The 22131-nt window shown below is 67.7% G+C and carries 18 protein-coding genes and 1 riboswitch; of the genes, 9 read left to right on the forward strand and 9 right to left on the reverse strand.

What is annotated here, in order from left to right; translation table 11 throughout:
* Positions 1–34 precede the first annotated feature (34 nt).
* Positions 35–130: riboswitch (TPP riboswitch) on the reverse strand.
* A gap of 109 nt (positions 131–239) precedes the next feature.
* The 3 genes from SriyCCGPB3_RS00730 to SriyCCGPB3_RS00740 all read right to left on the reverse strand — a co-directional run bounded on the left by SriyCCGPB3_RS00730 (position 240) and on the right by SriyCCGPB3_RS00740 (position 2728).
* Positions 240–1364 (reverse strand): phosphotransferase enzyme family protein, encoded by a 1125-nt coding sequence (locus tag SriyCCGPB3_RS00730; protein ID WP_153856712.1) that lies wholly within the window; start codon positions 1362–1364, stop codon positions 240–242.
* A gap of 127 nt (positions 1365–1491) precedes the next feature.
* A complete protein-coding gene (locus SriyCCGPB3_RS00735; RefSeq protein WP_014035547.1) occupies positions 1492–1899 on the reverse strand; it encodes a glycine zipper 2TM domain-containing protein in 408 nt (135 codons plus the stop codon).
* Between the two features lie 190 nt (positions 1900–2089).
* Positions 2090–2728 carry a response regulator transcription factor gene (locus SriyCCGPB3_RS00740; protein WP_110710719.1) on the reverse strand — a complete coding sequence of 213 codons (639 nt, stop codon included), beginning with the start codon at positions 2726–2728 and terminating at the stop codon, positions 2090–2092.
* A gap of 75 nt (positions 2729–2803) precedes the next feature.
* Here SriyCCGPB3_RS00740 and SriyCCGPB3_RS00745 point away from each other — a divergent pair, with 75 nt between their 5' ends.
* On the forward strand, positions 2804–6403 hold the full coding sequence (locus tag SriyCCGPB3_RS00745; protein ID WP_350259738.1) for an ATP-binding protein: 3600 nt from the start codon (positions 2804–2806) through the stop codon (positions 6401–6403).
* Here SriyCCGPB3_RS00745 and SriyCCGPB3_RS00750 read toward each other — a convergent pair.
* Positions 6397–6798 carry a c-type cytochrome gene (locus SriyCCGPB3_RS00750; RefSeq protein WP_110710720.1) on the reverse strand — a complete coding sequence of 134 codons (402 nt, stop codon included), beginning with the start codon at positions 6796–6798 and terminating at the stop codon, positions 6397–6399. The genes SriyCCGPB3_RS00745 and SriyCCGPB3_RS00750 overlap by 7 nt on opposite strands.
* Positions 6799–6863: 65 nt before the next feature.
* Positions 6864–8540: an electron transfer flavoprotein-ubiquinone oxidoreductase gene (locus SriyCCGPB3_RS00755; protein ID WP_350259739.1), complete on the reverse strand. Its 1677-nt coding sequence runs from the start codon at positions 8538–8540 to the stop codon at positions 6864–6866.
* A gap of 258 nt (positions 8541–8798) precedes the next feature.
* Between SriyCCGPB3_RS00755 and SriyCCGPB3_RS00760 the strand changes: the two genes are divergently transcribed.
* Positions 8799–9962 carry an acyl-CoA dehydrogenase family protein gene (locus tag SriyCCGPB3_RS00760; protein WP_071228793.1) on the forward strand — a complete coding sequence of 388 codons (1164 nt, stop codon included), beginning with the start codon at positions 8799–8801 and terminating at the stop codon, positions 9960–9962.
* A gap of 334 nt (positions 9963–10296) precedes the next feature.
* Here SriyCCGPB3_RS00760 and SriyCCGPB3_RS00765 read toward each other — a convergent pair whose 3' ends face one another.
* On the reverse strand, positions 10297–10776 hold the full coding sequence (locus SriyCCGPB3_RS00765; protein ID WP_005407625.1) for a tRNA (cytidine(34)-2'-O)-methyltransferase: 480 nt from the start codon (positions 10774–10776) through the stop codon (positions 10297–10299).
* Positions 10777–10845: 69 nt separating this feature from the next.
* A complete protein-coding gene (locus SriyCCGPB3_RS00770) occupies positions 10846–11322 on the reverse strand; it encodes a hypothetical protein (RefSeq protein ID WP_014035556.1) in 477 nt (158 codons plus the stop codon).
* A gap of 416 nt (positions 11323–11738) precedes the next feature.
* Between SriyCCGPB3_RS00770 and SriyCCGPB3_RS00775 the strand changes: the two genes are divergently transcribed.
* The 4 genes from SriyCCGPB3_RS00775 to SriyCCGPB3_RS00790 all read left to right on the forward strand — a co-directional run bounded on the left by SriyCCGPB3_RS00775 (position 11739) and on the right by SriyCCGPB3_RS00790 (position 17268).
* Positions 11739–14588, forward strand: a complete 2850-nt coding sequence (locus tag SriyCCGPB3_RS00775) for a M16 family metallopeptidase (RefSeq protein WP_110710723.1) — start codon at positions 11739–11741, stop codon at positions 14586–14588.
* 211 nt (positions 14589–14799) lie between these two features.
* Entirely contained in the window at positions 14800–15117 is a 318-nt protein-coding gene (locus SriyCCGPB3_RS00780) for a DUF4156 domain-containing protein (protein WP_005407628.1), read from the forward strand.
* 103 nt (positions 15118–15220) lie between these two features.
* Positions 15221–16237 (forward strand): 3-oxoacyl-ACP synthase III, encoded by a 1017-nt coding sequence (locus tag SriyCCGPB3_RS00785; protein WP_014035559.1) that lies wholly within the window; start codon positions 15221–15223, stop codon positions 16235–16237.
* Between the two features lie 140 nt (positions 16238–16377).
* Positions 16378–17268, forward strand: coding sequence for an alpha/beta fold hydrolase (locus SriyCCGPB3_RS00790; RefSeq protein WP_180854566.1), 891 nt, complete (start codon positions 16378–16380; stop codon positions 17266–17268).
* 100 nt (positions 17269–17368) lie between these two features.
* Here SriyCCGPB3_RS00790 and SriyCCGPB3_RS00795 read toward each other — a convergent pair whose 3' ends face one another.
* Positions 17369–17794 carry a YkgJ family cysteine cluster protein gene (locus tag SriyCCGPB3_RS00795; RefSeq protein WP_097048174.1) on the reverse strand — a complete coding sequence of 142 codons (426 nt, stop codon included), beginning with the start codon at positions 17792–17794 and terminating at the stop codon, positions 17369–17371.
* Between the two features lie 104 nt (positions 17795–17898).
* Here SriyCCGPB3_RS00795 and oleC point away from each other — a divergent pair, with 104 nt between their 5' ends.
* The 3 genes from oleC (at position 17899) to SriyCCGPB3_RS00810 (ending at position 20784) form a co-directional block, all read left to right on the forward strand.
* The gene (oleC, locus tag SriyCCGPB3_RS00800) at positions 17899–19557 is read left to right on the forward strand and encodes an olefin beta-lactone synthetase (protein WP_164162952.1); all 1659 of its coding nucleotides are present in this window, start codon (positions 17899–17901) and stop codon (positions 19555–19557) included.
* Positions 19554–20546, forward strand: coding sequence for a 2-alkyl-3-oxoalkanoate reductase (gene oleD, locus SriyCCGPB3_RS00805; protein ID WP_197611574.1), 993 nt, complete (start codon positions 19554–19556; stop codon positions 20544–20546). The genes oleC and oleD overlap by 4 nt, the downstream gene beginning before the upstream one ends.
* 82 nt (positions 20547–20628) lie before the next feature.
* The gene (locus SriyCCGPB3_RS00810) at positions 20629–20784 is read left to right on the forward strand and encodes a DUF1328 domain-containing protein (RefSeq protein WP_049429804.1); all 156 of its coding nucleotides are present in this window, start codon (positions 20629–20631) and stop codon (positions 20782–20784) included.
* A gap of 88 nt (positions 20785–20872) precedes the next feature.
* Here SriyCCGPB3_RS00810 and ddlA read toward each other — a convergent pair whose 3' ends face one another.
* The gene (gene ddlA / locus SriyCCGPB3_RS00815; protein ID WP_197611573.1) at positions 20873–21967 is read right to left on the reverse strand and encodes a D-alanine--D-alanine ligase; all 1095 of its coding nucleotides are present in this window, start codon (positions 21965–21967) and stop codon (positions 20873–20875) included.
* Positions 21968–22131 lie beyond the last annotated feature (164 nt).

Genomic DNA, 22131 nt, shown 5'->3' on the forward strand with positions numbered 1-22131 from the left:
CGGCGCGCAGGTGCACCGGCCCATGACGGGGGTGTGGCTGCGGCTCAAAGCTCCCTACGCCGGTGCAAACCGGATCAGGTTCCAAGGGACTCTCTCAGCCTGGCAGATCCAGGCACCCCCGCTTCAGGTGACCATTTCACTACAAATGGTACGGATTTGCGAGCCGGTGTCCTTCAGGCTGCGGGGTCAGATCCCTTTCCGCAGGAAAGGGATCTGGCCCCAACGGTGCGCCAACCGGGTCACGCCGCCGCGTGCAGGGCCTGCAGCAGCGTCTGCCCCGGCGCGGTGCGGAACCATGCCGGGTGCCCCAGCATGAAGGGCTGCCAGGCCACGTCGGCATTCGCGGTCGAGCCGGTGATGCCTTCGAAGTACTCCACTTCGGACAGTGCGAAGTCGAAATGGACCATGGGCAGCAGGTCGGCCAGCAGGTGCACGCGTGCCGCCGACAACGGCAGTACCTGGCGGTAGCCGTCGAGCAGGGCCAGCGCGATATCGATGCGCACCGCCTCCATGCCGCGCTCCAGTTCCAGCCACGCCACCGCGTTGCGCTCGATCGCCGTGGCGAGGTCGAACAGTGCGCTGGTGGGTGAAGCCAGCCCGAAATCCAGCACGGTGCTGACCTGCCCCTCGCGCCACAGCAGGTTGGAGACATGCCAATCGTTGTGCGCCCACAGGCGCGGTTCGTCGCGCAGGCGCGTGGCCAGGCCGGCATGCCACGGCAGCACGTCGCGCTGCAGCTGCGCTTCCCACGGAATGCGCGCGAGATAGCGGGCCAGGCCGGGGCGCTCGTGCAGCCCCGCTTTGATGGCCGCGATCGGATCATCGGCGCGGATCAGATCGTCGCGCGCGACCAGCAGGTGGGTGCTGCGCTGTGGCGCGTGGTAACTGGCCGCGGCACGGTGCAGCTGGGCCAGCATGCGGCCGGCTTCGCGGGCCTGTGCGGCATCGGTCAGCAGCGACCACGACACGGCGTCGCGGTACAGGTCCTCGCCGACGCCGACCGCATGCAGCTCGAAGGTCCATTCGCCGTGTTCGAGCGCCGTGTGGCCATCGGTGGCCGCCAGCACCTGCACCACCGGTACGCCGGCGGCGGCGAGATGGGCGATGAAGTGGTGTTCTTCTTCCAGGCAGGCCGCGCTGCGCACGCTGTGGTGGTGGCGCTTGATGAACACCGGCGCGCAAGCGCCATTGACGATGGCAGCGGCCGAGAGTGGCCGGGGGCTGTGCCAGTGCGGGGGGCTGTCCGCATCCAGTTGCGGGAAGCGCTGGCGCAGCCACGCGAGGTCTGCGGCGCTGATCGGCGGCCAGTCGGCGGCGACCTCATCGTTGTTGAGGCCCTGCACGCGGTGGGAGGAAGAAGTCATGCCGCAGCCCGAGAGGGAAAGTCACATCCAAGGCTGCGCATTCAACGCCATGCGCGTGGTCAACGCAAACGGGCGGGTCATCGACCCGCCCGTCCCTGCATCGGCGCCGGCGTTGCCGATGCGCTGTTTACCAGCCGCGATGGCGGCCGCGGTCGTTGTAGTAGCGGTTGTCGTAGTAGCGCTCACGCTGCCAGCGACGGTCGTCACCGCGGTCGTAGTAGCCGCTGCGGTAGTAGCCACGGTCGTAACGGCGGTCGTAGCGATTGTCGTAGTAGCGGTTGTCGTAATAGCGACGGTCGCGGCGGTCGGAGGTGGTCAGGTTGCCGATCGCACCGCCGGCCACGGCACCGCCGACGGTTGCGGCGGGATCACCGTTGGAGAGCAGGTTGCCGGCTACGCCACCAACCACGGCGCCGACCAGGGTGCGCTTGTCCTTCCTCGACATCGCGCTGGCATCGCTGACCACGGCGACACCGGCAACCAGTGCCAGGGCCATCGCCAGACCACGGAAGCTGAGTGTGGAAGTACTGAGCATGTTCGTTCTCCTGTGAGGTGCATGCCACGCTGGGCAGGGAGGGCGTTGGGGCGCCCCGGCTGCCGTGGTGTCCACGCTGGCGTTCCAACATTGCCGGAACATTGCCTGGCCCACCGTGCGGCTTGCGCATTCATCTAGCGGCAGGCGGCATGAAGCAAGGCTGAAAGTTCAACCGTCCGATGTGCGGGGTTCAGATTCTGCCGTCACGCAGGTAGTCGAACAGTTCGGCGTCGCCTTTCAGGCCCAGTTTGAGCATGGCGTCACCCTTCTGCCGGCTGATGGTGCTGACGCTCTTGTGCAGTTGCAGCGAGATTTCCTTCACGGTCATGCCGGTGCCAAGCAACCGCAGCACTTCCACCTCGCGCGGCGACAACGGCTTGCCGTCACCTTCGCGCATGCGCCAGCTGCCGGCGGCCTCCACGCGCTCACGCAGGCTGCGGCTGATATAGGGCTGGCCGCGATAGACCGCCTGGATGGCCTGCGGCAGCTCGTCCATCGATGAGCTCTTGTCGACCAGGCCGAGCACCCCGCTGTCGAGCACCATGCGCAGGATGGCCAGGTTGTTGGAGACGCTGAGCATCAACACCGGCAAATCGGGATGGCGGCGGCGGATCATGCCGATCATGGCGAAGCCGTCGGCCTGGGGGCTGCCAGGCATCGAGTAGTCGGTGACCAGCAGGTCGCAGGGCTGGCTGCCAAGCAGGCCCATCAGCGCCTGTGCACTGTCGGCTTCGCCGACCACGCGGCCGACCCCGCTCGATTCGATGACGGCGCGGGTACCGATACGGACCACCGGGTGGTCGTCTGCGATGATGATGCGCAAGCTCATGCTCTAGTATGGCCACCGGGCTGGCCGGGCCGCGACCATCGCGGTCCCTGGCAGGATTCTAGGAGATCGATGCCGATGCGTAGCTGGGCTGTTCGCGGGCTGGTCCTGCTGCTGGCCGTACTGGCGCTGCCGGCAGCGTTGGCGCAGGCCGTTCCAGGCCTGCTGCCGCTCAGTCCCCTGCAGCGCGAGTACCTGGCCACCCATCCGAGCATCGTCGTGGGGCAGTATGACAGCGGCTGGCCGCCGTTCGAGTCCCTCCATGATGGCCAGCAGGTGGGTCTGGGTCCGGATTATCTGTCGCTTCTTGCCCGTCAGTTGGGCGTGAAGGTCGAGGCCCGTCGCTTTCCCGATTGGACCGCCGTGCTGGATGCGGCATGTCGTGGCGAGATCGATGTGGTGATGAATGTCGGTCTGAGTGCCGACCGTACCCGTTGCATGGTCTACACCGCCGCCTACGGCGAGGCGCCGCTGGCGCTGGTGGGCCGCCCCGACGACCTGCGTGCTTCCGACAATCCCGATCTGGATGGCCTGCGGGTGGTGATCGAGCAGGACTTCCTGACCGGCCCGCAGGTGCGGGCGCGTTTCCCGCAGGCCCGGCAGCTTGTCGCAAACAGCTCGTTGGCGGCGCTCGAGATGGTCAGAGACGACAAAGCTGACGTCTACATCGGCAATGCCTATGTCGCCACCGAGCTGATCGCCATCCACCGCCTGCGGGGCGTGGTGCTGCTGCGGCCGAGTGATCTGCCCCCCGAACGCCTGCACTTCGGCATACCCAACAGCAAGCAGCCGCTGGCCGAAGCGTTGGATCTGGCGCTGGCTGCAACCAGCCAGGCCCAGCGCGATGCCCTGGCGAAGCGCTGGCTGCCGCCACCGCAATGGTCGGCATCGGCCCGGATGGCGTTGAGCCAGGCCGAAAAACGGGTTCTGGAGCAGCCGTTGAGGATCGGTTTCGCACCGAACGCAGCGCCGCTGTCGTTCACCGACAAGGAAGGCAAGCCCAGCGGCCTGGCCAGTGAGTACCTGCGGCGGCTGATGCAGGCCGGCGCCAACCTGCAGCCGGAAAGCAGCCACGACTGGTATGAGGTGCGTGAGAAGGCCCGCCGTGGCGAGCTGCAGGCGGTGATGGGCATTCCCGCCGATTCGCGCTATCTGGGGCCGGACTGGGTGTTCAGCCAGCCCTTCATCAGTGTGCCGAACGTGATCGTCAGCCGCGTCGACAGCCCTGCGCTGCTGGGCCTGTCGGACCTGCAGGGCAAGCGTGTGCTGCTGTCCGATCCCGAGCGCGTGCGGGGTTACGTACTGCAGCAGGCACCGCAGGCCCGGATCATGGCGGCACGCAGTGCGGAGCAGGCGATGCAGCGGCTGCTTGATGGCGACGCCGATGCCTACGTGGGCAATCTGGCGCTGGTCGACCACCTGCTGCGCACCCGTTTCCCCGGCCGCCTGCAGGTCGCAGCGCCGGCAGGCTTCAACGATCAGCTGGTGCTGGCCGTGGAGCGCCGGCATGCCGCGCTGGCGACCACCTTCGACCGCCTGCTGCTGCAGATCACGCCGCGCAAGCATGAGGCGCTGCGGGGTGATTGGCTGGCGGTGGAGTATCGCCATGGCGTTGACTGGAAAAGCGTGCTGCGCTGGGGCCTGCCACTGCTGCTGGTACTGCTGACCGCGCTGCTGGTGCACAGCATCGGCTACTGGCGCCTGCGCCGCGAAGTGGCTGGGCGGCGTCATCTGGAACAGCGGCTGGCCGAGGTTACCGACAACCTGCCTGCGGTGGTCTACCAGGCACGCCGCGACGCCAATGGCATGCTCAGCTTCCCGTTCATCGCCGGCGATCTGCAGGCGTTGTTCGGCATCAGCCGGCAGCAGGCCGAGCAGGACGCCAGGACACTGCTGGAACGCATTGAAGAAGACGATCGCGCACACATTCTGCAGGCCGTCGAACAGGCCGCGCGCCAGTTCGCGCCGCTGATCCTCGAGTTCCGCCTGCGCGCCGAGGGCGAAGGCGCGCGCTGGGTGCGCAGCGAGGCCCATCCGTATGCCACGGAAGCCGGCGCGGTGACCTGGAGTGGCTACTGGGTGGATGTCAGCGAAGCACGTGCACAGGCCGACGCCCTGGTTACCGCCAAGGCCGAGGCCGAGCAGGCGGCGGAAGCGAAGTCGCGCTTCCTGGCGACCATGAGCCATGAAATCCGCACGCCGATGAGTGGCGTGCTGGGCATGCTGGAAGTACTGGCGCATTCGCCGCTGGACGCCGAACAGCAGCGCATCCTGGGGGTGATCGAAGACTCGGCGCAGATGCTGCGGCAGATCCTGGACGACATCCTCGACTACTCACGGCTGGAGGCTGGCGCACTGCGTCTGGAGCCGGTGCCGCAGCCGCTGCGGCCGTTGCTGGAAAGTGTGTGCCGCCTGCTCTCCGCGCAGGCCAGTGCACGTGGGTTGGCGCTGCACGTGCAGATCGACCCGCAGTTGGCGCCGGCCCACGAAGTGGATGGCGTGCGCCTGCGCCAGATCGTGTTCAACCTGCTCAGCAACGCCATCAAGTTCACCGCGCAGGGCGAGGTTCGCCTGCAGCTGGACGTGGTGGGGCCGACCAGCGAGGAAGGGGGGCAGCCACTGTGCCTGAGCGTCACCGATACCGGCATCGGCATCGCACCGGAACAGCTGCAGCACTTGTTCGCGCCGTTCACCCAGGCCGGCGCCTACATCCAGCGTGACCACGGCGGCACCGGGCTGGGCCTGAGCATCTGCCAGCGCCTGGTGCAGATGATGGACGGCGAGCTGGCGTTGCACAGCACGCTGGGCGAGGGCACCCGCGCCGAGGTGCGGCTGTCGCTGGTGGAGGCCGGCAGCGGCGATGTCGAGGCGCTGGTGGCCGAGCAGGATCAGGCGGCGCTGCTGCCCGCGCCGCTGCGCGAGGCACGGGTGCTGGTGATCGAGGACCACCCGACCAACCAGGCCATGATGGCCTGGCGCTTGCAGCAGCTGGGCGTGCCGCACGTGATGGTCGGCGATGGCCAGCAGGGACTGGATCGTCTGGCATCGGAACATTTCGACCTGGTGATCACCGACTGCCGGATGCCGGTGCTGGATGGCTTCGGCTTCACCCGCCTGCTGCGCGAACGCGAAGGCCGCAATGGCCAGCCGCGGCTGACCGTGCTGGCGCTGACCGCCAGTGTGCTGGATGACGATGCACGTCGTTGCCGCGAGGCGGGCATGGACGAGGTGCTGGCCAAACCGTTGTCGCTGGCCACGCTGCGCGCCGCGCTGCTGCGCTGGTTGCCGCAGGCGCAGGGCCAGTCATTCGAGGCGCCGGTGGTCGAGGCGGCAGGCGACGATGGTGATGCGCTGCCCGATCTGGCGACGCTGCAGCAGCGCTTCGGCTCGCGCGCAGTGGCCGAGCAGCTGAGCGAGAGTCTGCTGCGCGCCAGTGAAGGTGATCTGGCGGCCGTGCAGCGTGCGCTGCAGGCCGGTGACCGCACGTCTGCCGCGCTGCACCTGCATCGTCAGGCCGGCGGGCTGGGCGCCGTGGGGGCAACGGGACTGGCCGGGCAGGCCAACGCACTGGTCGAGCGCCTGCAGGATGCGGCGGAAACCGATGTGGCGCCGTTGTTCACAGCAGTGGCGGAATTCGTGGTGCGGCTGCAGCAACAGCTGCAGCGCCTGGCTCACTGAGCCGACTGCTGCTGCAGGTAGGCGATCACCAAGGCGCGGCGTTCGGCGCTGGGGAAGGCGTTGTACATGCGCGTGCCGGGCACCAGGTGGGTTGGCGACTGCAGGAAGGTATCCAGGGTCTGCGCGGTCCAGGTGATATCGGCGCGGCGCATGCCGTCGGAATAGCCATAGTCCGGCAGGCTGCCAGCGCGGCGGCCGATCACGCCGTGCAGATTGGGTCCGAAGCGGTGGATGCCACCAGGTTGCACGGTGTGGCAGCCGGCACACAGTTCGAATGCGCGTTGCATGGCCTGCTGCTGCGCCTGTTGCGGCGTGGTGGGTGCCGCAGGCGGGCGCTGGCAGGCCGTGGCAGCCAGCGCCACGGCAACGGTGATGAGCAGGCGGAAAGCACGCATGGGCGGGCAGGATAGCGGTGCAGTGGAGCGGCCGGGCTGCGACACGCGGTCGCAGCCCGGAGCGATCACATGCCCGAGTAGTTCGGGCCGCCGCCGCCCTGCGGGGTCACCCAGACGATGTTCTGGGTCGGGTCCTTGATGTCGCAGGTCTTGCAGTGCACGCAGTTCTGCGCGTTGATCTGCAGGCGCGCGTTGTCGGCTTCGCCGACGAACTCGTACACGCCGGCCGGGCAGTAGCGGGCTTCCGGGCCTGCGTACTCGGCCAGGTTCACCTTCACCGGAATGCTGGGGTCCTTCAGCGTCAGGTGGCTGGGCTGGTTCTCGTCATGGTTGGTGCTGCTGAGGAACACCGAGCTGAGACGGTCGAAGGTCAGCACGCCATCCGGCTTCGGGTAGGCGATGCGGGTGTGCTTGGCCGCCGGTTCCAGGCAGGCATGGTCCGGCATCGTGCGGTGCAGGGTCCACGGCGGGTTGCGCACGCCCAGCTTCGGCAGCAGCCACTGCTCCACGCCGGTCATCAGCGTGGCCACGGTCTGGCCCTTCTTGAACCACTGCTTGAAGTTCTTGGCCTGCTGCAGCTCGGTGAACAGCCAGCTGGCTTCGAAGGCCTTCGGATAAGCGCTCAGTTCGTCGTGCTGGCGGTCGGCAGCCAGTGCATCGAACGCGGCGTCGGCGCACAGCATGCCGGTCTTGATCGCGGCGTGGCTGCCCTTGATGCGGCTGGCGTTGAGGTAGCCGGCCTCGCAGCCGACCAGCGCGCCACCGGGGAACACGGTCTTGGGCAGCGACAGCAGGCCGCCGGCGGTGATCGCACGCGCGCCGTAGCCGATGCGGGTGCCGCCTTCCAGGTGCTTGCGGATGGACGGGTGGGTCTTGAAGCGCTGGAACTCTTCGAACGGGCTCAGCCACGGGTTCCTGTAGTCCAGGCCGACCACGTAGCCGATGGCGACCTTGCCGCCGTCGGCGTGGTACAGGAACGCGCCGCCATAGGTATCGCTGTCCAGCGGCCAACCGGCGGCGTGCACCACCAGGCCCGGCTCATGCCTGGCCGGGTCGATCTGCCACAGTTCCTTGATGCCGATGCCGTAGGCCTGCGGGTCCTTGCCTTCGTCCAGCTTGTAGCGCGCGATCAGCTGGCGACCGAGATGGCCGCGTGCGCCTTCGGCGAAGATCGTGTACTTGGCCTGCAGCGCCATGCCGCGTTCGAAGGCCGGGCCGATGCTGCCGTCCTTCTCGATGCCCATGTCGCCGGTGGCCACGCCGATCACTTCACCGTTGTCGCCGTACAGCACCTCGGCTGCGGCGAAGCCGGGGAAGATCGCCACTTCCAGCGCTTCGGCCTGCTGCGCCAGCCAGCGGGTCACTTCACCCAGGCTGATGATGTAGTTGCCTTCGTTGTGGAAGCACTCCGGCAGCAGCGCATTGGGCGTGCTGCGTGCGCCGGTTTCGCTGAGGAACAGGAATTCGTCGCGGGTGACCTTCTGCTTCAGCGGTGCGCCGCGCTCGGCCCAGTCCGGGAACAGTTCGGTCAGTGCGCGCGGATCCATCACCGCGCCGGACAGCACGTGCGCGCCCGGTTCGGAGCCCTTCTCCAGCACGCACACCGACAGGTCGCGGCCGGCTTCGATCGCACGCTGGCGCAGGCGGATCGCGGTGGCCAGGCCGGCGGGGCCGGCGCCGACGATCACCACGTCGAACTCCATTACTTCACGCGGGGGCAGGGCGTTGGCTTCAGCGCTCATCGATTGCATGACTCGTGGGTAGTGCCGGCATCGGGGCCACCGGCGGTTGCCTGGGAATCGCGCGTGCAGCCACGAGCGAAACGGTTGTTTGAATGTGTCAGGGTACCGGGCCGCGCGTGATCGAGCTAGATCGACGATGTTCACACCCGGATTGCTGCAACGCAGCGTAGGGCCGCCGCTCTGGTGGGTGCCGACCTTGGTCGGCACGCTCTGCCCGGATGACCGACAATGGCCGGGTCCTGACTGCGCGTGAGTGCCATGGCTTTGCATCCGTACGATCTGTTCGATGTCCGTTCCCTGCTCAACGAGGAAGAGCGCGCGGTGCAGGAGAGCGTCGCCCGCTTCACCAACGAGCGCGTGCTGCCGATCATCGGCGATGCCTTCGACCAGGCCCGCTTCCCTTCAGAGCTGGTGCCGGAGATCGCCGCGCTGGGCCTGCTGGGCGCCACCCTGCCGGCCGAATACGGCGGCGGCGATCTGGGCGCGGTCAGCTATGGCCTGATCTGCCAGGAGCTGGAGCGCGGCGATTCAGGCCTGCGCAGCTTCGTCTCGGTGCAGAGCTCGCTGTGCATGTACCCGATCTATGCCTACGGCAGCGAGGAGCAACGCCAGCAGTGGTTGCCGGCGATGGCGCGCGGTGAGCTGATCGGCTGCTTCGGCCTGACCGAGGCACACGGCGGTTCCGATCCGGCCAGCATGAAGACCCGCGCGGTGCGTGACGGCAGCGACTGGCGCATCAGCGGCAGCAAGATGTGGATCACCAGCGGCCCGGTGGCCGACCTGGCCATCGTCTGGGCGCAGACCGAAGACGGCATCCAGGGCTTCGTGCTGGAAAAGGGCATGGCCGGCTTCACCACGCAGGAGATCAAGCACAAGATGAGCCTGCGTGCGTCGCTGACCGGCGCGCTGTTCTTCGATGACGTGCGCGTGCCTGACAGCCATCGCCTGCCGAACGTGAAGGGCCTCAAGGGCCCGCTGGGTTGCCTGACCCAGGCCCGCTACGGCATCAGCTGGGGCCCGATCGGCGCTGCCATTGCCTGCCTGGATGAAGCGCTGGGCTATGCCAAGGAACGCGTGCTGTTCGGTCGCCCGCTGGCGGCCACGCAGAGCGCGCAGATCAAGCTGGCCGAAATGGCCCGCCGCATCACCACCGCGCAGCTGCTGGCGCTGCAGTTGGGCCGCTTGAAGGAAGCCGGCCAGCTGCAGCCGCAGCAGGTCAGCCTGGCCAAGTGGAACAACTGCCGCATGGCCATCGACATCGCCCGCGAGTGTCGCGATCTGCTGGGTGGGGCCGGTATCACCACCGAGCACGTGGCGATCCGGCACGCGCTGAACCTGGAATCGGTGATCACCTATGAAGGCACCGAGACCGTGCACCAGCTGGTGATCGGCCGTGAGCTGACCGGCATCAACGCGTTCTAGGCGGTGCGGGGAACACCATCCACGCATGGCGTGGATCGACTGCGCATGGCACCTGCCACGGCCACCTGGGATGTGCTTTGGTAGGTGCCAACCTTGGTTGGCACATTCCTTCAGCGCGCGACCGGGCATCGGTGCGGACCAAGGTCCGCACCCACCAGAAGCGATCCACAGCCATCAGAGGTTCTCGGCGGCTGCCTGGACCTGCCTTTGGTAGGTGCCAACCTTGGTTGGCACATTCCTTCAGCGCGCGACCAGGCATCGGTGCGGACCAAGGTCCGCACCCACCAGAAGCGGTCCGTGCCCACCAGAGCGGTCCACACCCACCTGAGGCGGTTTACGCCCCGCCGGCAAACCCATGCTGGCGCCAGGCTTCGTACATCACCACGGCCACGGTGTTGGAAAGATTGAGGCTGCGGTTGTCCGGCCGCATCGGCAGTCGCAGGCGGCGGCCATCGGGCAAGGCATCGAGCACGTCCTGCGGCAGGCCGCGGCTTTCCGGGCCGAACAGGAAGGCATCACCGTCTTCGAACGCCACGCTGTCATAGCGGACGCTGGCACGCGTACTGAGGGCGAACAGGCGCTTTGGTGCGATCCGCGCCAGCGCGGTGTCCAGGTCGGGGTGGACCTGCAGGCGCGAGTACTCGTGGTAGTCCAGGCCGGCGCGCTTGAGCTGCTTGTCTTCCAGTGCGAAGCCGAGCGGCTCGACCAGGTGCAGCTGCGCGCCGGTGTTGGCGCAGAGCCGGATCACATTGCCCGTGTTGGGCGGGATTTCCGGTTGGAACAGGATCACGTGGAACTGGGGCGCGGCATTCATCGGCGCAGTGTACCTGCGACGACCGCCGCCTTTACGGCGCACGCCCTGCACGGGGCAGGGCGGCACCGGTTACGGGCGCAGCAGGACCTGGGCGGTTTCGGTGGCCAGGGCCTGCAGGTCGGCGGCGCTCGGGCGCACCTGCAGGGCCGGCAGGTTGACGATGACCGAGTTGGCGACGTTGGTGGCAGCGGCAGCCAGGGTGGCGGCGTAGCGCTGCGCTTCCAGCTCGGCGGCCAGGGCGACGCGCTGTTCCAGGCTCGGGCGCACTTCCACCGAGGCCAGGGTGGTGATCGGCATCGCGGCGGCGACCGGGGCGGCGACGTAGCCGTTGCGCTCGGCCAGCTGGTCGGCGCTCGGGCGCACTTCCACGGTGGCCAGGGTCGGGATGCCGCTGGCCTGTTCCCAGGCCTGCTGGGCCAGCTGGTCGGCGGCCGGGCGGACCTGCACGGTGGACAGGGTCTTGATGGATTCGGAGGCCTGCACCGACGAAACAACCGCGGTGCCGGCGATCAGGGCGATGGCGATGGCAATGGTCTTGGCGTTCATGACGGGGCCTGTTTAGTGTTGGTGATCAGTGGTGTGGTAGTAAGGTAGTACACCGATTCTGGGCTTGCAAGGAAAATTTTCGGTTTCCTGCATTTGTTCAGTCTTCAGTCAGCTTTCGTCTGAAGCCCTTCTTGGCGCAGGAAGTACCAAGCAATCCCCGTGCCAACTTTTAGTTGTTGATTTGCAAGGGTTTTTGTTTGACCGAGAAGTGTCCGGTGGGCGGACACCTGTCCACTCGATGTGCCGCGGACACTGTCCGGACGATGGCTGCCGGTGCATGTGACCGCCCAGGACACGGCGGCGCGCGACCGCGGATGGTGCACAGGGGCAAACACCCCCAGTGACTGCCGACCGATTCCTGCCGCTGCGTGCGCAGGCTAGGATCGGGGTTCACCTATGTGACCAAGGATCCGGATATGTCTCTCGCCCTTCGCCCGCGCGCTGCACTGCTGGCCGTCGCCCTCAGCACCGCCCTGGGCTCGCTTGCGCCCACTCCTGTGTTGGCCGCCAAGCCGGCGGCACCGGCCAAGGTCGATATCCCGTATGAGCAGTTCACCCTGCCCAACGGCCTGCGCGTGATCGTGCACACCGATCGCAAGGCACCGATCGTCGCGGTCAACGTCTGGTACCACGTGGGCAGCAAGGATGAACCGGCCGGCCGCACCGGCTTCGCGCACCTGTTCGAGCACTTGATGTTCCAGAGCAGCGAAAACCACGACGGCGAGTACTTCGAGCCGTTCAAGCAGGTAGGCGCCACCGGCCAGAACGGCACCACCAACACCGACCGCACCAACTACTTCGAGAACGTGCCGACCACCGCGCTGGACATGGCGCTGTGGATGGAGTCGGACCGCATGGGCCACTTGGTGGGTGCGATCGACCAGGCTGCGCTGGACGAGCAGCGCGGCGTGGTGCAGAACGAGAAGCGCCAGGGCGAGAACCAGCCCTACGGCCAGGCCTGGGACCAGATCAACAAGGCGCTGTATCCGGTCGGCCACCCGTACCACCACGGCGTGATCGGCTCGATGAACGATCTCAACGCGGCCTCGCTGGACGACGTGAAGACCTGGTTCCGCACCTGGTATGGCCCGAACAACGCGGTGCTGGTGCTGGCCGGTGACATCGATCTGGCCACCGCCAAGGAGAAAGTCGCCAAGTACTTCGGCAGCATCCCCGCTGGCCCGACCATGGCGCAGCCGGCGGTGAACGTGGCCAAGCGCAGTGCCGATACCCGCGAGACGATGACCGACAAGGTGCCGCAGGCACGCATCTACCGCGCCTGGAACGTGCCGCAGGTCGGCACCGCCGACATCGACCAGTTGCAGCTGTTCTCCGAAGTGCTGGGCGGCGCCAAGTCCTCGCGCCTGAGCCAGCGCCTGCAGCACCAGGACAAGCTGGTGGACAGCATCGGCTCGGGCCTGTCGACGTCGCAGCTGGGCTCCAACTTCGTGATCGTGGCGACCGTGAAGCAGGGCCAGGACCCGGCCAAGGTCGAGAAGATCATCGATGAGGAACTGGACCGCCTGATCAAGCAGGGCCCGACCGCGGCCGAGCTGGCGCGCGCCAAGACCGGCGCCCGCGCCGGCTTCATCCGTGGCATCGAGCGCATCGGTGGCTTCGGTGGCAAGGCCGATGCGCTGGCCGAATGCGCGGTGTTCACCGGCGACCCGGGCTGCTTCCGCACCTCGCTGGCCAACATCGAGAAGGCCAGTGCCGCCGATCTGAGCCGCCTGGGTGCACAGTGGCTGGACAAGGGCAGCCACACCCTGGTGATCGCACCGGGTGAGCGCGTGGCGCTGAAGGAAGATCCGAGCCAGACGCCGAAGCCGTTCACCGTGCCGGCGGTGGACCCGAAGTACAGCACCCTGCCGGAGCAGGTGGACCGCAAGGCCGGCGTGCCGCAGACCCGCGAGTTCCCGCAGCTGAAGTTCCCGGCACTGCAGCGCGCCACCCTGAAGAACGGCACCCAGGTGATCCTGGCCGAACGCCACGAGATTCCGGTGGTGCAGTTCAGCTACCAGTTCCCGGGTGGCTTCAGCGCCGACCAGGGCCGCAAGCCGGGCACCGCCAACTTCACCATGAGCCTGATGACCGAAGGCGCCGGCAAGCTCGGTTCGCTGGCCTTCGCCGATGCCGCCGACGCGCTGGGCGCGAGCCTGGATGCTTCGGCCGGCCTGGATTCGATGAGCGTGGACCTGTCGGCACTGAAGGAGAACCTGGCCCCGTCGCTGGCGCTGTACCGCGACCTGCTGCGCGAACCGCGTTTCGAGCAGGGCGAGATCGACCGGGTCAAGGCGACCTGGATCGCCGGCATCCAGCAGGAGAAGGTGAACCCGGGTGCGGTGGCGATGCGCGTGCTGCCGCCGCTGCTGTACGGCAAGGGCCACCCGTACGCCATTCCGTTCACCGGCAGCGGTGACGAAGCGGCAATCAACGGCCTGACCCGCGAGGACCTGGTCGACTTCCACCACGACTGGCTGCGTCCGCAGAACGGCACCCTGATCGTGGTCGGTGACACCACGCTGGCGGAAATCGTGCCGCTGCTGGACAAGCAGCTGGGCGACTGGAAGGCTGCGGGCGATGCCCCGCAGGTGAAGGCCGCCACCGACGTCGCATTGCCGAAGGGCCCGCGCGTGTTCCTGATCGACCAGCCGGGCGCGGTGCAGGCCAACCTGTTCGCCGGCCAGGTGGTGCCGCCGTCCAGCGCCGCCAGTTCGACCCGCTTCGATATCGCCAACGGCGTGATCGGTGGCGACTTCACCTCGCGCCTGAACATGAACCTGCGCGAGGACAAGCACTGGTCGTACGGCGCGCGCAGCAGTGCGACCAACTCGGTGGGCCAGCGCCCGTGGATGGCCAGCGCGCCGGTGCAGATCGACAAGACCGGCCCGGCGCTGGCGGAAATGCGCAAGGAGATCGCCGCGTTCGCCGACGGCAGCAAGCCGGCCACCGCCGCCGAGGTCAATCGCATCCGCAACATCCAGACCCTGAGCCTGCCCGGTGCCTACGAGACCGCCAGCGCGGTGGCGTCGACCATCGGTTCGATCGTGCAGTTCAAGCGTCCGGATGACTACGTGCTGCGTCGCAAGGCCGAGATCGAGGCGATGACCCCGGCGCAGGTGCAGCAGGCCGCCGCCGAGATCAAGCCGCAGGCGCTGACCTGGGTGGTGGTGGGTGACCTCAAGCAGACCGAAGCGGCCGTGCGTGCGCTGAACCTGGGCGAGGTGACGGTGATCGACGCCGAAGGCAACCCGGTGAAGAAGTAAGGCACTACCCGGCCCGCCCTGTGGCGGGCCGGCTCCCCGGCAGTGCCGGCCGCTGGCCGGCAACCTTGCCGTGGTAGTGCCGGCCGCTGGCCGGCAACTCCGTGACCCGAAGGCGGGGTCAGAGCCCCCTGCGGGGGATCCGACCCCCACCGGCTACCCCCGATTCAGGCTGTTCAGGCAGAATCCCCCCATACCCTTCCAGGATCTGCCCATGCGCGTTCTGCTGCTTTCCTCCCTGCTGCTCACCGTCACCGCCTGTACCTGGGTGCCGATCGAACCGGCCGGCAAGGCGACCCGCGTGCTGCCGGCAGGTCCGGTTCCGGCCGGCTGCATCGCCAAGGGCGAGGTGGTGGTCACCGTGAAGAGCAAGGTCGGCTTCTACAACCGCAACCCGCTGCGTGTGCAGGAAGAGCTGGAAACCCTGGCCCGCAACGAGGCGCCGAGCGCCGGTGCCAATGCCGTGCAGGCCGCCGCGGCTCCGGCCGATGGCAGTCAGCGCTTCGCCGCTTTCCAGTGCCCGCCGCGCTGAACGCTTCACCATACGGCCAAGCCTGAATTCGTAAAGATGCGGTGAAGGCTCCGGGGGTTATAGAATAGCGCCCCCTTTTGCCTGAGCCTTGGCGCTAACCTCGATGCTCTTCAAGAATGTCTCGATCGCCGGCCTGGCACACGTTGATGCGCCGCATACGCTGACGACCAAGGAAATCAACGAGCGGCTGCAGCCGACGTTGGATCGCCTCGGTATCCGCACCGACGTGCTCGGCGATATCGCCGGCATCCATGCCCGCCGCCTGTGGGACAACGGCGTGCTTGCGTCCGATGCCGCCACCATGGCCGGCCGCAAGGCGCTGGAAGACGCGGGCATCGATGCGACGCAGGTCGGCCTGCTGGTCAACACCTCGGTCAGCCGCGACTACCTGGAGCCGTCCACGGCCTCCATCGTGTCGGGCAACCTCGGCGTCAGCGACGAGTGCATGACCTTCGACGTCGCCAATGCCTGCCTGGCCTTCATCAACGGCATGGATATCGCGGCGCGCATGATCGAGCGCGGCGACATCGACTACGCGCTGGTGGTGGATGGCGAGACTGCCAACCTGGTGTACGAGAAGACCCTGGAGCGCATGACCGCCCCGGACGTCACCGCCGACGATTTCCGCAACGAGCTGGCCGCCCTGACCACCGGTTCGGGTGCCGCCGCGATGGTGATGGCGCGCTCGGAGCTGGTGCCGGACGCACCGCGCTACAAGGGCGGCGTGACCCGCTCGGCCACCGAGTGGAACCAGCTGTGCCTGGGCAACCTGGACCGCATGGTCACCGATACCCGCCTGCTGCTGATCGAAGGCATCAAGCTGGCCCAGAAGACCTTCACCGCCGCCAAGATCGCCTTGGGCTGGGCCGTGGAAGAGCTGGACCAGTTCGTGATCCACCAGGTCAGCCAGCCGCACACCGCTGCGTTCATCAAGAACTTCGGCATCGACCCGAAGAAGGTCATGACCATCTTCGGTGAGCACGGCAACATCGGCCCGGCCTCGGTGCCGATCGTGCTGAGCAAGCTCAAGCAGCTGGGCAAGCTGAAGAAGGGCGATCGCATCGCGCTGCTCGGCATCGGCTCGGGCCTGAACTGCTCGATGGCTGAAGTGGTCTGGTAAGCAGCCCGCTGCCCGACCTCCTGTAGAGCCGAGCCATGCTCGGCTCACGCGCGCAGCGCGGCTCTTCCGCAGCGGACCGGAGAGCAGCCGAGCATCGGCTCGGCTCTACATCGCGCCGCGACTCTCCTTAGGTGCTCCGCATGCGCGATCTTCCCGGTTACCCCGCCCACCCGCAGCGCTTCGAGGTCCGCCCCGGCCTGTCGATGAACTATCTCGACGAAGGCCCGCGCGATGGCGACGTGGTGGTGATGGTGCACGGCAACCCGTCGTGGAGCTATTACTGGCGCACGCTGGTGGCCGGCCTGTCGGACACGTACCGCTGCATCGTGCCGGACCACATCGGCATGGGCCTGTCGGACAAGCCGGACGATAGCCGCTACGAATACACCCTGCAGTCGCGCGTGGACGATCTCGACGCGCTGTTGAAGCACCTGGGCATCACCGGCCCGGTGACGCTGGCTGTGCACGACTGGGGCGGCATGATCGGCTTCGGCTGGGCGCTGTCGCACCACGACCAGGTGAAGCGCCTGGTGGTGCTCAACACCGCCGCGTTCCCGATGCCGGCGGCAAAGACGATGCCGTGGCAGATCGCGCTGGGCCGCCACTGGAAGATCGGCGAGTGGATCATCCGCACCTTCAACGCGTTCTCGTCCGGCGCCTCGTGGCTGGGCGTGGAGCGCAAGATGCCGGCCGATGTGCGCCGCGCCTACGTGTCGCCATACAACAGCTACGCCAACCGCATCAGCACCATCCGTTTCATGCAGGACATCCCGCTGTCGCCGGCCGACAAGGCCTGGTCGCTGCTGGAGCGGGCCGGCAAGGCGCTGCCGTCGTTCGCCGACCGCCCGGCCTTCCTCGGTTGGGGCCTGCGCGACTTCGTGTTCGACCACCACTTCCTGAAGGGCTTCCAGGCCGCGCTGCCGCAGGCCCAGGTGCATGCCTTCGAGGACGCCGGCCACTACGTGCTGGAAGACAAGCACGAAGTGCTGGTGCCGGAAATCCGCGCGTTCCTGGACGCCAACCCGCTCTGATCGGGTCCCGGGTCGGATCCCGGTAGTGCCGGCCGCTGGCCAGCAAGCGCGCAATGCGCGCCGGGTTCATGAGGTTGCCGGCCAGCGGCCGGCACTACCCCTACGCCGCGACCGGCGCCTGCGGCGACGGGCTGTTGCCGTTGTCGTCCGGATGGTCGTCGTCGTTGTCGGCCGCGTCGCGCCAGCGCCAGTCGGCCAGGGTCAGCGGATCCAGGCCGTAGGCGATGCGCGCCTTGTCGCACTGCGGGCTGGCCTTGCCGTACTCCCACGACGCATCCACCTCACGGCACACACTGGGCCGGTTGGGGTGGATGGTGCAGCGTGAGTACACGCCGATCTGCGCATCCAGCGCCACGCAGCGCACAGGCTTGGAGTGGGTGCCGCGCATGCACAGGCGATGCGGGTCCAGCACCTCGGTCAGCTGGTGCGGTACGCCGCCGGGGGTGACCTCGTCCGATTCCATCCAGTGGAAGGCCACGCGGTATTGGGTGCAGCAGGCGCCGCAGGTCATGCAGGGATGTTGCATGGGCAAGCCGCCTCGGGCGGCAGTCGGAATCAGGAACGAAGGTGCGGATTTTCCACGAAGTGGGCCGCCGCGCAAGAAATTCCGTAAGCGGCGACAATGAACGGATGAACCGACCCTGCAACATTGCCGCCCGTTTGCCTGAACTGGCGCGTGAACGACCCGACCAGATCGCCATCCGCTGCCCGGGCCGCCGTGGCGCCGGCAACGGCATGGCCGCCTACGACGTGACCCTGGATTACCGCCAGCTGGACGCCCGCAGCGACGCCATGGCGGCTGGCCTGGCCGGCTACGGGATCGGCCGCGGGGTGCGCACGGTGGTGATGGTGCGGCCGTCGCCGGAGTTCTTCCTGTTGATGTTTGCCCTGTTCAAACTGGGTGCGGTGCCGGTGCTGGTCGACCCGGGCATCGACAAGCGCGCACTGAAGCAGTGCCTGGACGAGGCGCAGCCGGAGGCCTTCATTGGCATTCCGCTGGCGCACGTGGCGCGATTGGTACTGCGCTGGGCGCCCTCGGCGACCCGCCTGGTTACCGTCGGCCGCCGCCTCGGCTGGGGCGGGACCTCCCTGGCTGCGCTGGAGCGCGCCGGCGCCAACGGGGGGCCGATGCTGGCCGCCACCGATGGCGAGGACATGGCCGCGATCCTGTTCACCAGCGGCTCCACCGGCGTGCCCAAGGGCGTGGTCTACCGCCACCGCCACTTCGTCGGCCAGATCCAGCTGCTTGGCAGCGCCTTCGGCATGGAAGCGGGCGGGGTGGACCTGCCGACCTTCCCGCCGTTTGCCTTGTTCGACCCGGCGCTGGGCCTGACCTCGGTGATCCCGGACATGGACCCGACCCGGCCGGCACAGGCCGACCCGGCACGCCTGCATGACGCCATCCAGCGCTTCGGCGTGACCCAACTGTTTGGCTCGCCTGCGCTGATGCGGGTGCTGGCCCGTCACGGCCGGCCGTTGCCGACGGTGACCCGGGTGACCTCGGCCGGCGCCCCCGTGCCGCCGGATGTGGTCGCCACCATCCGCAGCCTGCTGCCCGCCGACGCGCAGTTCTGGACCCCGTACGGCGCCACCGAGTGCCTGCCGGTGGCGGTGGTGGAGGGACGCGAGCTGGAGCGTACCCGCGCGGCCACCGAGGCCGGCGCCGGGACCTGCGTGGGCAGCGTGGTGGCGCCGAACGAGGTGCGCATCATCGCCATCGATGACGCACCGTTGGCCGACTGGTCGCAGGCGCGCGTGCTGGCCACCGGCGAGGTGGGCGAGATCACCGTGGCCGGGCCGACCGCCACCGACAGTTACTTCAACCGCCCGCAGGCCACCGCGGCGGCGAAGATCCGCGAGACGCTGGCCGATGGCAGTGCCCGCATCGTCCATCGCATGGGTGACGTGGGTTACTTCGATGCGCAGGGCCGCCTGTGGTTCTGCGGTCGCAAGACCCATCGCGTGGAAACCGCACAGGGGCCGCTGTACACCGAACAGGTCGAGCCGGTGTTCAACACCGTGCCCGGCGTGGCGCGCACGGCACTGGTTGGCGTTGGCCCGGCGGGTGCGCAGGTGCCGGTGCTGTGCGTGGAACTGCAGCGTGGCCAGAGCGACAGTCCGGCGTTGCGCGAGGCGCTGCGCGCCCAGGCCACCCTGCGATTGCCCGAGGCGAACCTGCAGCACGTACTGATGCATCCCGCGTTCCCCGTCGATATCCGTCACAACGCCAAGATCGGCCGCGAGAAGCTCGCCGTCTGGGCCAGCGCCGAACTGGAGAAGCGCGCATGAAGATCCTGGTCACCGGTGGTGGTGGTTTCCTTGGCCAGGCGCTGTGCCGCGGGCTGGTCGAACGTGGCCACCAGGTGCTGGCGTTCAACCGCAGCCACTATCCGGAACTGCAGGCCATGGGCGTGGGCCAGATCCGTGGCGATCTGGCCGATGCGCAGGCGGTGCTGCATGCAGTGGCCGGCGTCGATGCGGTATTCCACAACGGCGCCAAGGCCGGCGCCTGGGGCAGCTATGACAGCTACCACCAGGCCAACGTGGTCGGTACCGACAACGTCCTCGCGGCCTGCCGCGCGCACGGCATCAGTCGCTTGGTCTACACCTCCACGCCCAGCGTGACCCACCGCGCTACCCATCCGGTGGAAGGCCTGGGGGCTGACGAGGTGCCATACGGCGAGGACTTCCAGGCACCGTATGCGGCCACCAAGGCGATCGCCGAACAGCGCGTGCTGGCCGCCAACGATGCCTCGCTGGCGACGGTGGCACTGCGCCCGCGCCTGATCTGGGGCCCGGGCGACCAACAGCTGGTGCCGAGGCTGGCCGAGCGTGCGCGGCAGGGGCGCCTGCGTCTGGTGGGTGATGGCAACAACAAGGTGGATACCACTTACATCGACAATGCCGCGCTCGCGCACTTCCTCGCTTTCGAAGCATTGGCGCCGGGCGCCGCTTGTGCGGGCAAGGCCTACTTCATTTCCAACGGCGAACCACTGCCGATGCGCGAGCTGGTCAACAAGCTGCTGGCCGCCGTTGGTGCGCCGACGGTGGACAAGGCGATCAGCTTCAAGACCGCCTATCGCATCGGTGCGGTCTGCGAGCGGCTGTGGCCGCTGCTGCGCCTGCGTGGCGAGCCGCCGCTGACCCGCTTCCTGGCCGAGCAGCTGTGCACGCCGCACTGGTACAGCATGGAGCCGGCGCGCCGTGACTTCGGCTACGTGCCGCAGGTCAGCATCGAAGAAGGACTGCGCAGGCTGAAGGCTTCATCTGCTGCATAGATCGCCATCACTGGCTGCACACCGCCAGATCGGGAGGATGGACCCACGCCATCCAACGGCCCGGACATCTGCGAGGAGCGCCATGCTGCATTACGCCGTCATCTTTTTCGTCATCGCCATCATCGCCGCCGTGCTCGGCTTTTCCGGCATCGCCGGTGCCGCCAGCAACATCGCCTGGATCCTGTTCGTGATCTTCCTGGTGCTGGCGGTGATCTCGATGTTCCGCAAGCGCGGCTAGAAGACCGCAGGGTAGTGCCGGCCGCTGGCCGGCACGCCCTCTCTGTAGAGTCGAGCCATGCTCGACTCTACAGAGACACAGAGCGCCCCTACACGGCGCTGTGCAATCCGCGATCAGCTTCATGGCGCTCCAGCGCCAGTTCGATCAGGCGCGTGATCAGCGTGGTGTAGTCCACACCGCTGGCGCCCCACAGCTTCGGGTACATGCTGATGCGGGTGAAGCCCGGCAGCGTGTTGACCTCGTTGATGACGATCTCACCGTCTGCGGTGAGGAACACGTCCACGCGCGCCATGCCCGCACACTCCAGCGCCTGGTAGGCCTGCAGCGCGATCTGCTGGATGCGCGCCTGGGTTGCGGCATCGATGTCCGCCGGCACCACCACCTCGGCGCCATCCTCGTTGATGTACTTGGTGTCGTAGGCGTAGAACTCGTCGTGCACCACCACCTCGCCGCACAGGCTGGCCTGCGGCTGTTCGTTGCCCAGCACCGCGCACTCGATCTCACGGCCGACCACCGCCGATTCCACCAGCACCTTGTGGTCGTAGCGCAGCGCCAATGCCAGTGCCGCGGCGAAGCCCGCTGCATCCTTGACCTTGCTCACACCCACCGACGAACCCTGGTTTGCCGGCTTCACGAACAGCGGCAGGCCGAGCTGCGCGATCACCGCATCGACATCGACGTCAGCGGCCTGGTGACGCCTGATGCACAGCCACGGCGCAACCTTCAGCCCGGCGTCGCGCAGCAGGCGCTTGGTCACGTCCTTGTCCATCGCCACCGCCGAGCCCAGCACCGGCGAACCGACGAAGGGCAGGTTGGCCATGCGCAGCAGCCCCTGCAGCGCACCGTCCTCGCCCAGCGGCCCGTGCACGATCGGCAGCACCACATCGATCTGGCCCAGCGCGCTGGTCGCATCGGAGGGCTGCAGCTGTGCCTGTTCCACACCCGGGCGCACCGCCAGCGACGTACCGGACCGATGCAGCGCGATGCGCGACGGATCATCGGCATTGATCAGGAAGGTATCCGGCTGGCTCAGATGCCACTGGCCCTGCTTGTCGATACCGACCAGCACCGGCTCGAAGCGCTCGCGATCGAGCGCATCGAGGATGTTCTTCGCCGACTGCAGCGAAACTTCGTGCTCGGAGGACTTGCCCCCGAAGATGATGCCGACCCGGGTCCGTGCCATGGTGTTGCGATGTCCTGTGCGTTGCGTGGCCTCATAGCATGAACCTTCATCGGCCCTCCGCGTGAGGCACAGATGAACCAGAAATCCATCCACGCATGGCGTGGATCTAGCGTCCTCCATGGCCCATCAATAGGGGGGTCAGAGCCCGTTGCGCAGCAACGGGA

This window comes from Stenotrophomonas riyadhensis, from assembly GCF_040256885.1.
In the GTDB taxonomy this organism is placed as follows: Bacteria; Pseudomonadota; Gammaproteobacteria; order Xanthomonadales; family Xanthomonadaceae; genus Stenotrophomonas; species Stenotrophomonas riyadhensis.

What these genes read in the sequence shown, in the direction of transcription:
- SriyCCGPB3_RS00730 (WP_153856712.1), bottom strand. Translation starts at nt 1,364, where the DNA reads ATGACTTCTTCCTCCCACCGCGTGCAGGGCCTCAACAACGATGAGGTC.
- SriyCCGPB3_RS00735 (WP_014035547.1), bottom strand. Translation starts at nt 1,899, where the DNA reads ATGCTCAGTACTTCCACACTCAGCTTCCGTGGTCTGGCGATGGCCCTG.
- SriyCCGPB3_RS00740 (WP_110710719.1), bottom strand. Translation starts at nt 2,728, where the DNA reads ATGAGCTTGCGCATCATCATCGCAGACGACCACCCGGTGGTCCGTATC.
- SriyCCGPB3_RS00745 (WP_350259738.1), top strand. Translation starts at nt 2,804, where the DNA reads ATGCGTAGCTGGGCTGTTCGCGGGCTGGTCCTGCTGCTGGCCGTACTG.
- SriyCCGPB3_RS00750 (WP_110710720.1), bottom strand. Translation starts at nt 6,798, where the DNA reads ATGCGTGCTTTCCGCCTGCTCATCACCGTTGCCGTGGCGCTGGCTGCC.
- SriyCCGPB3_RS00755 (WP_350259739.1), bottom strand. Translation starts at nt 8,540, where the DNA reads ATGAGCGCTGAAGCCAACGCCCTGCCCCCGCGTGAAGTAATGGAGTTC.
- SriyCCGPB3_RS00760 (WP_071228793.1), top strand. Translation starts at nt 8,799, where the DNA reads ATGGCTTTGCATCCGTACGATCTGTTCGATGTCCGTTCCCTGCTCAAC.
- SriyCCGPB3_RS00765 (WP_005407625.1), bottom strand. Translation starts at nt 10,776, where the DNA reads ATGAATGCCGCGCCCCAGTTCCACGTGATCCTGTTCCAACCGGAAATC.
- SriyCCGPB3_RS00770 (WP_014035556.1), bottom strand. Translation starts at nt 11,322, where the DNA reads ATGAACGCCAAGACCATTGCCATCGCCATCGCCCTGATCGCCGGCACC.
- SriyCCGPB3_RS00775 (WP_110710723.1), top strand. Translation starts at nt 11,739, where the DNA reads ATGTCTCTCGCCCTTCGCCCGCGCGCTGCACTGCTGGCCGTCGCCCTC.
- SriyCCGPB3_RS00780 (WP_005407628.1), top strand. Translation starts at nt 14,800, where the DNA reads ATGCGCGTTCTGCTGCTTTCCTCCCTGCTGCTCACCGTCACCGCCTGT.
- SriyCCGPB3_RS00785 (WP_014035559.1), top strand. Translation starts at nt 15,221, where the DNA reads ATGCTCTTCAAGAATGTCTCGATCGCCGGCCTGGCACACGTTGATGCG.
- SriyCCGPB3_RS00790 (WP_180854566.1), top strand. Translation starts at nt 16,378, where the DNA reads ATGCGCGATCTTCCCGGTTACCCCGCCCACCCGCAGCGCTTCGAGGTC.
- SriyCCGPB3_RS00795 (WP_097048174.1), bottom strand. Translation starts at nt 17,794, where the DNA reads ATGCAACATCCCTGCATGACCTGCGGCGCCTGCTGCACCCAATACCGC.
- oleC (WP_164162952.1), top strand. Translation starts at nt 17,899, where the DNA reads ATGAACCGACCCTGCAACATTGCCGCCCGTTTGCCTGAACTGGCGCGT.
- oleD (WP_197611574.1), top strand. Translation starts at nt 19,554, where the DNA reads ATGAAGATCCTGGTCACCGGTGGTGGTGGTTTCCTTGGCCAGGCGCTG.
- SriyCCGPB3_RS00810 (WP_049429804.1), top strand. Translation starts at nt 20,629, where the DNA reads ATGCTGCATTACGCCGTCATCTTTTTCGTCATCGCCATCATCGCCGCC.
- ddlA (WP_197611573.1), bottom strand. Translation starts at nt 21,967, where the DNA reads ATGGCACGGACCCGGGTCGGCATCATCTTCGGGGGCAAGTCCTCCGAG.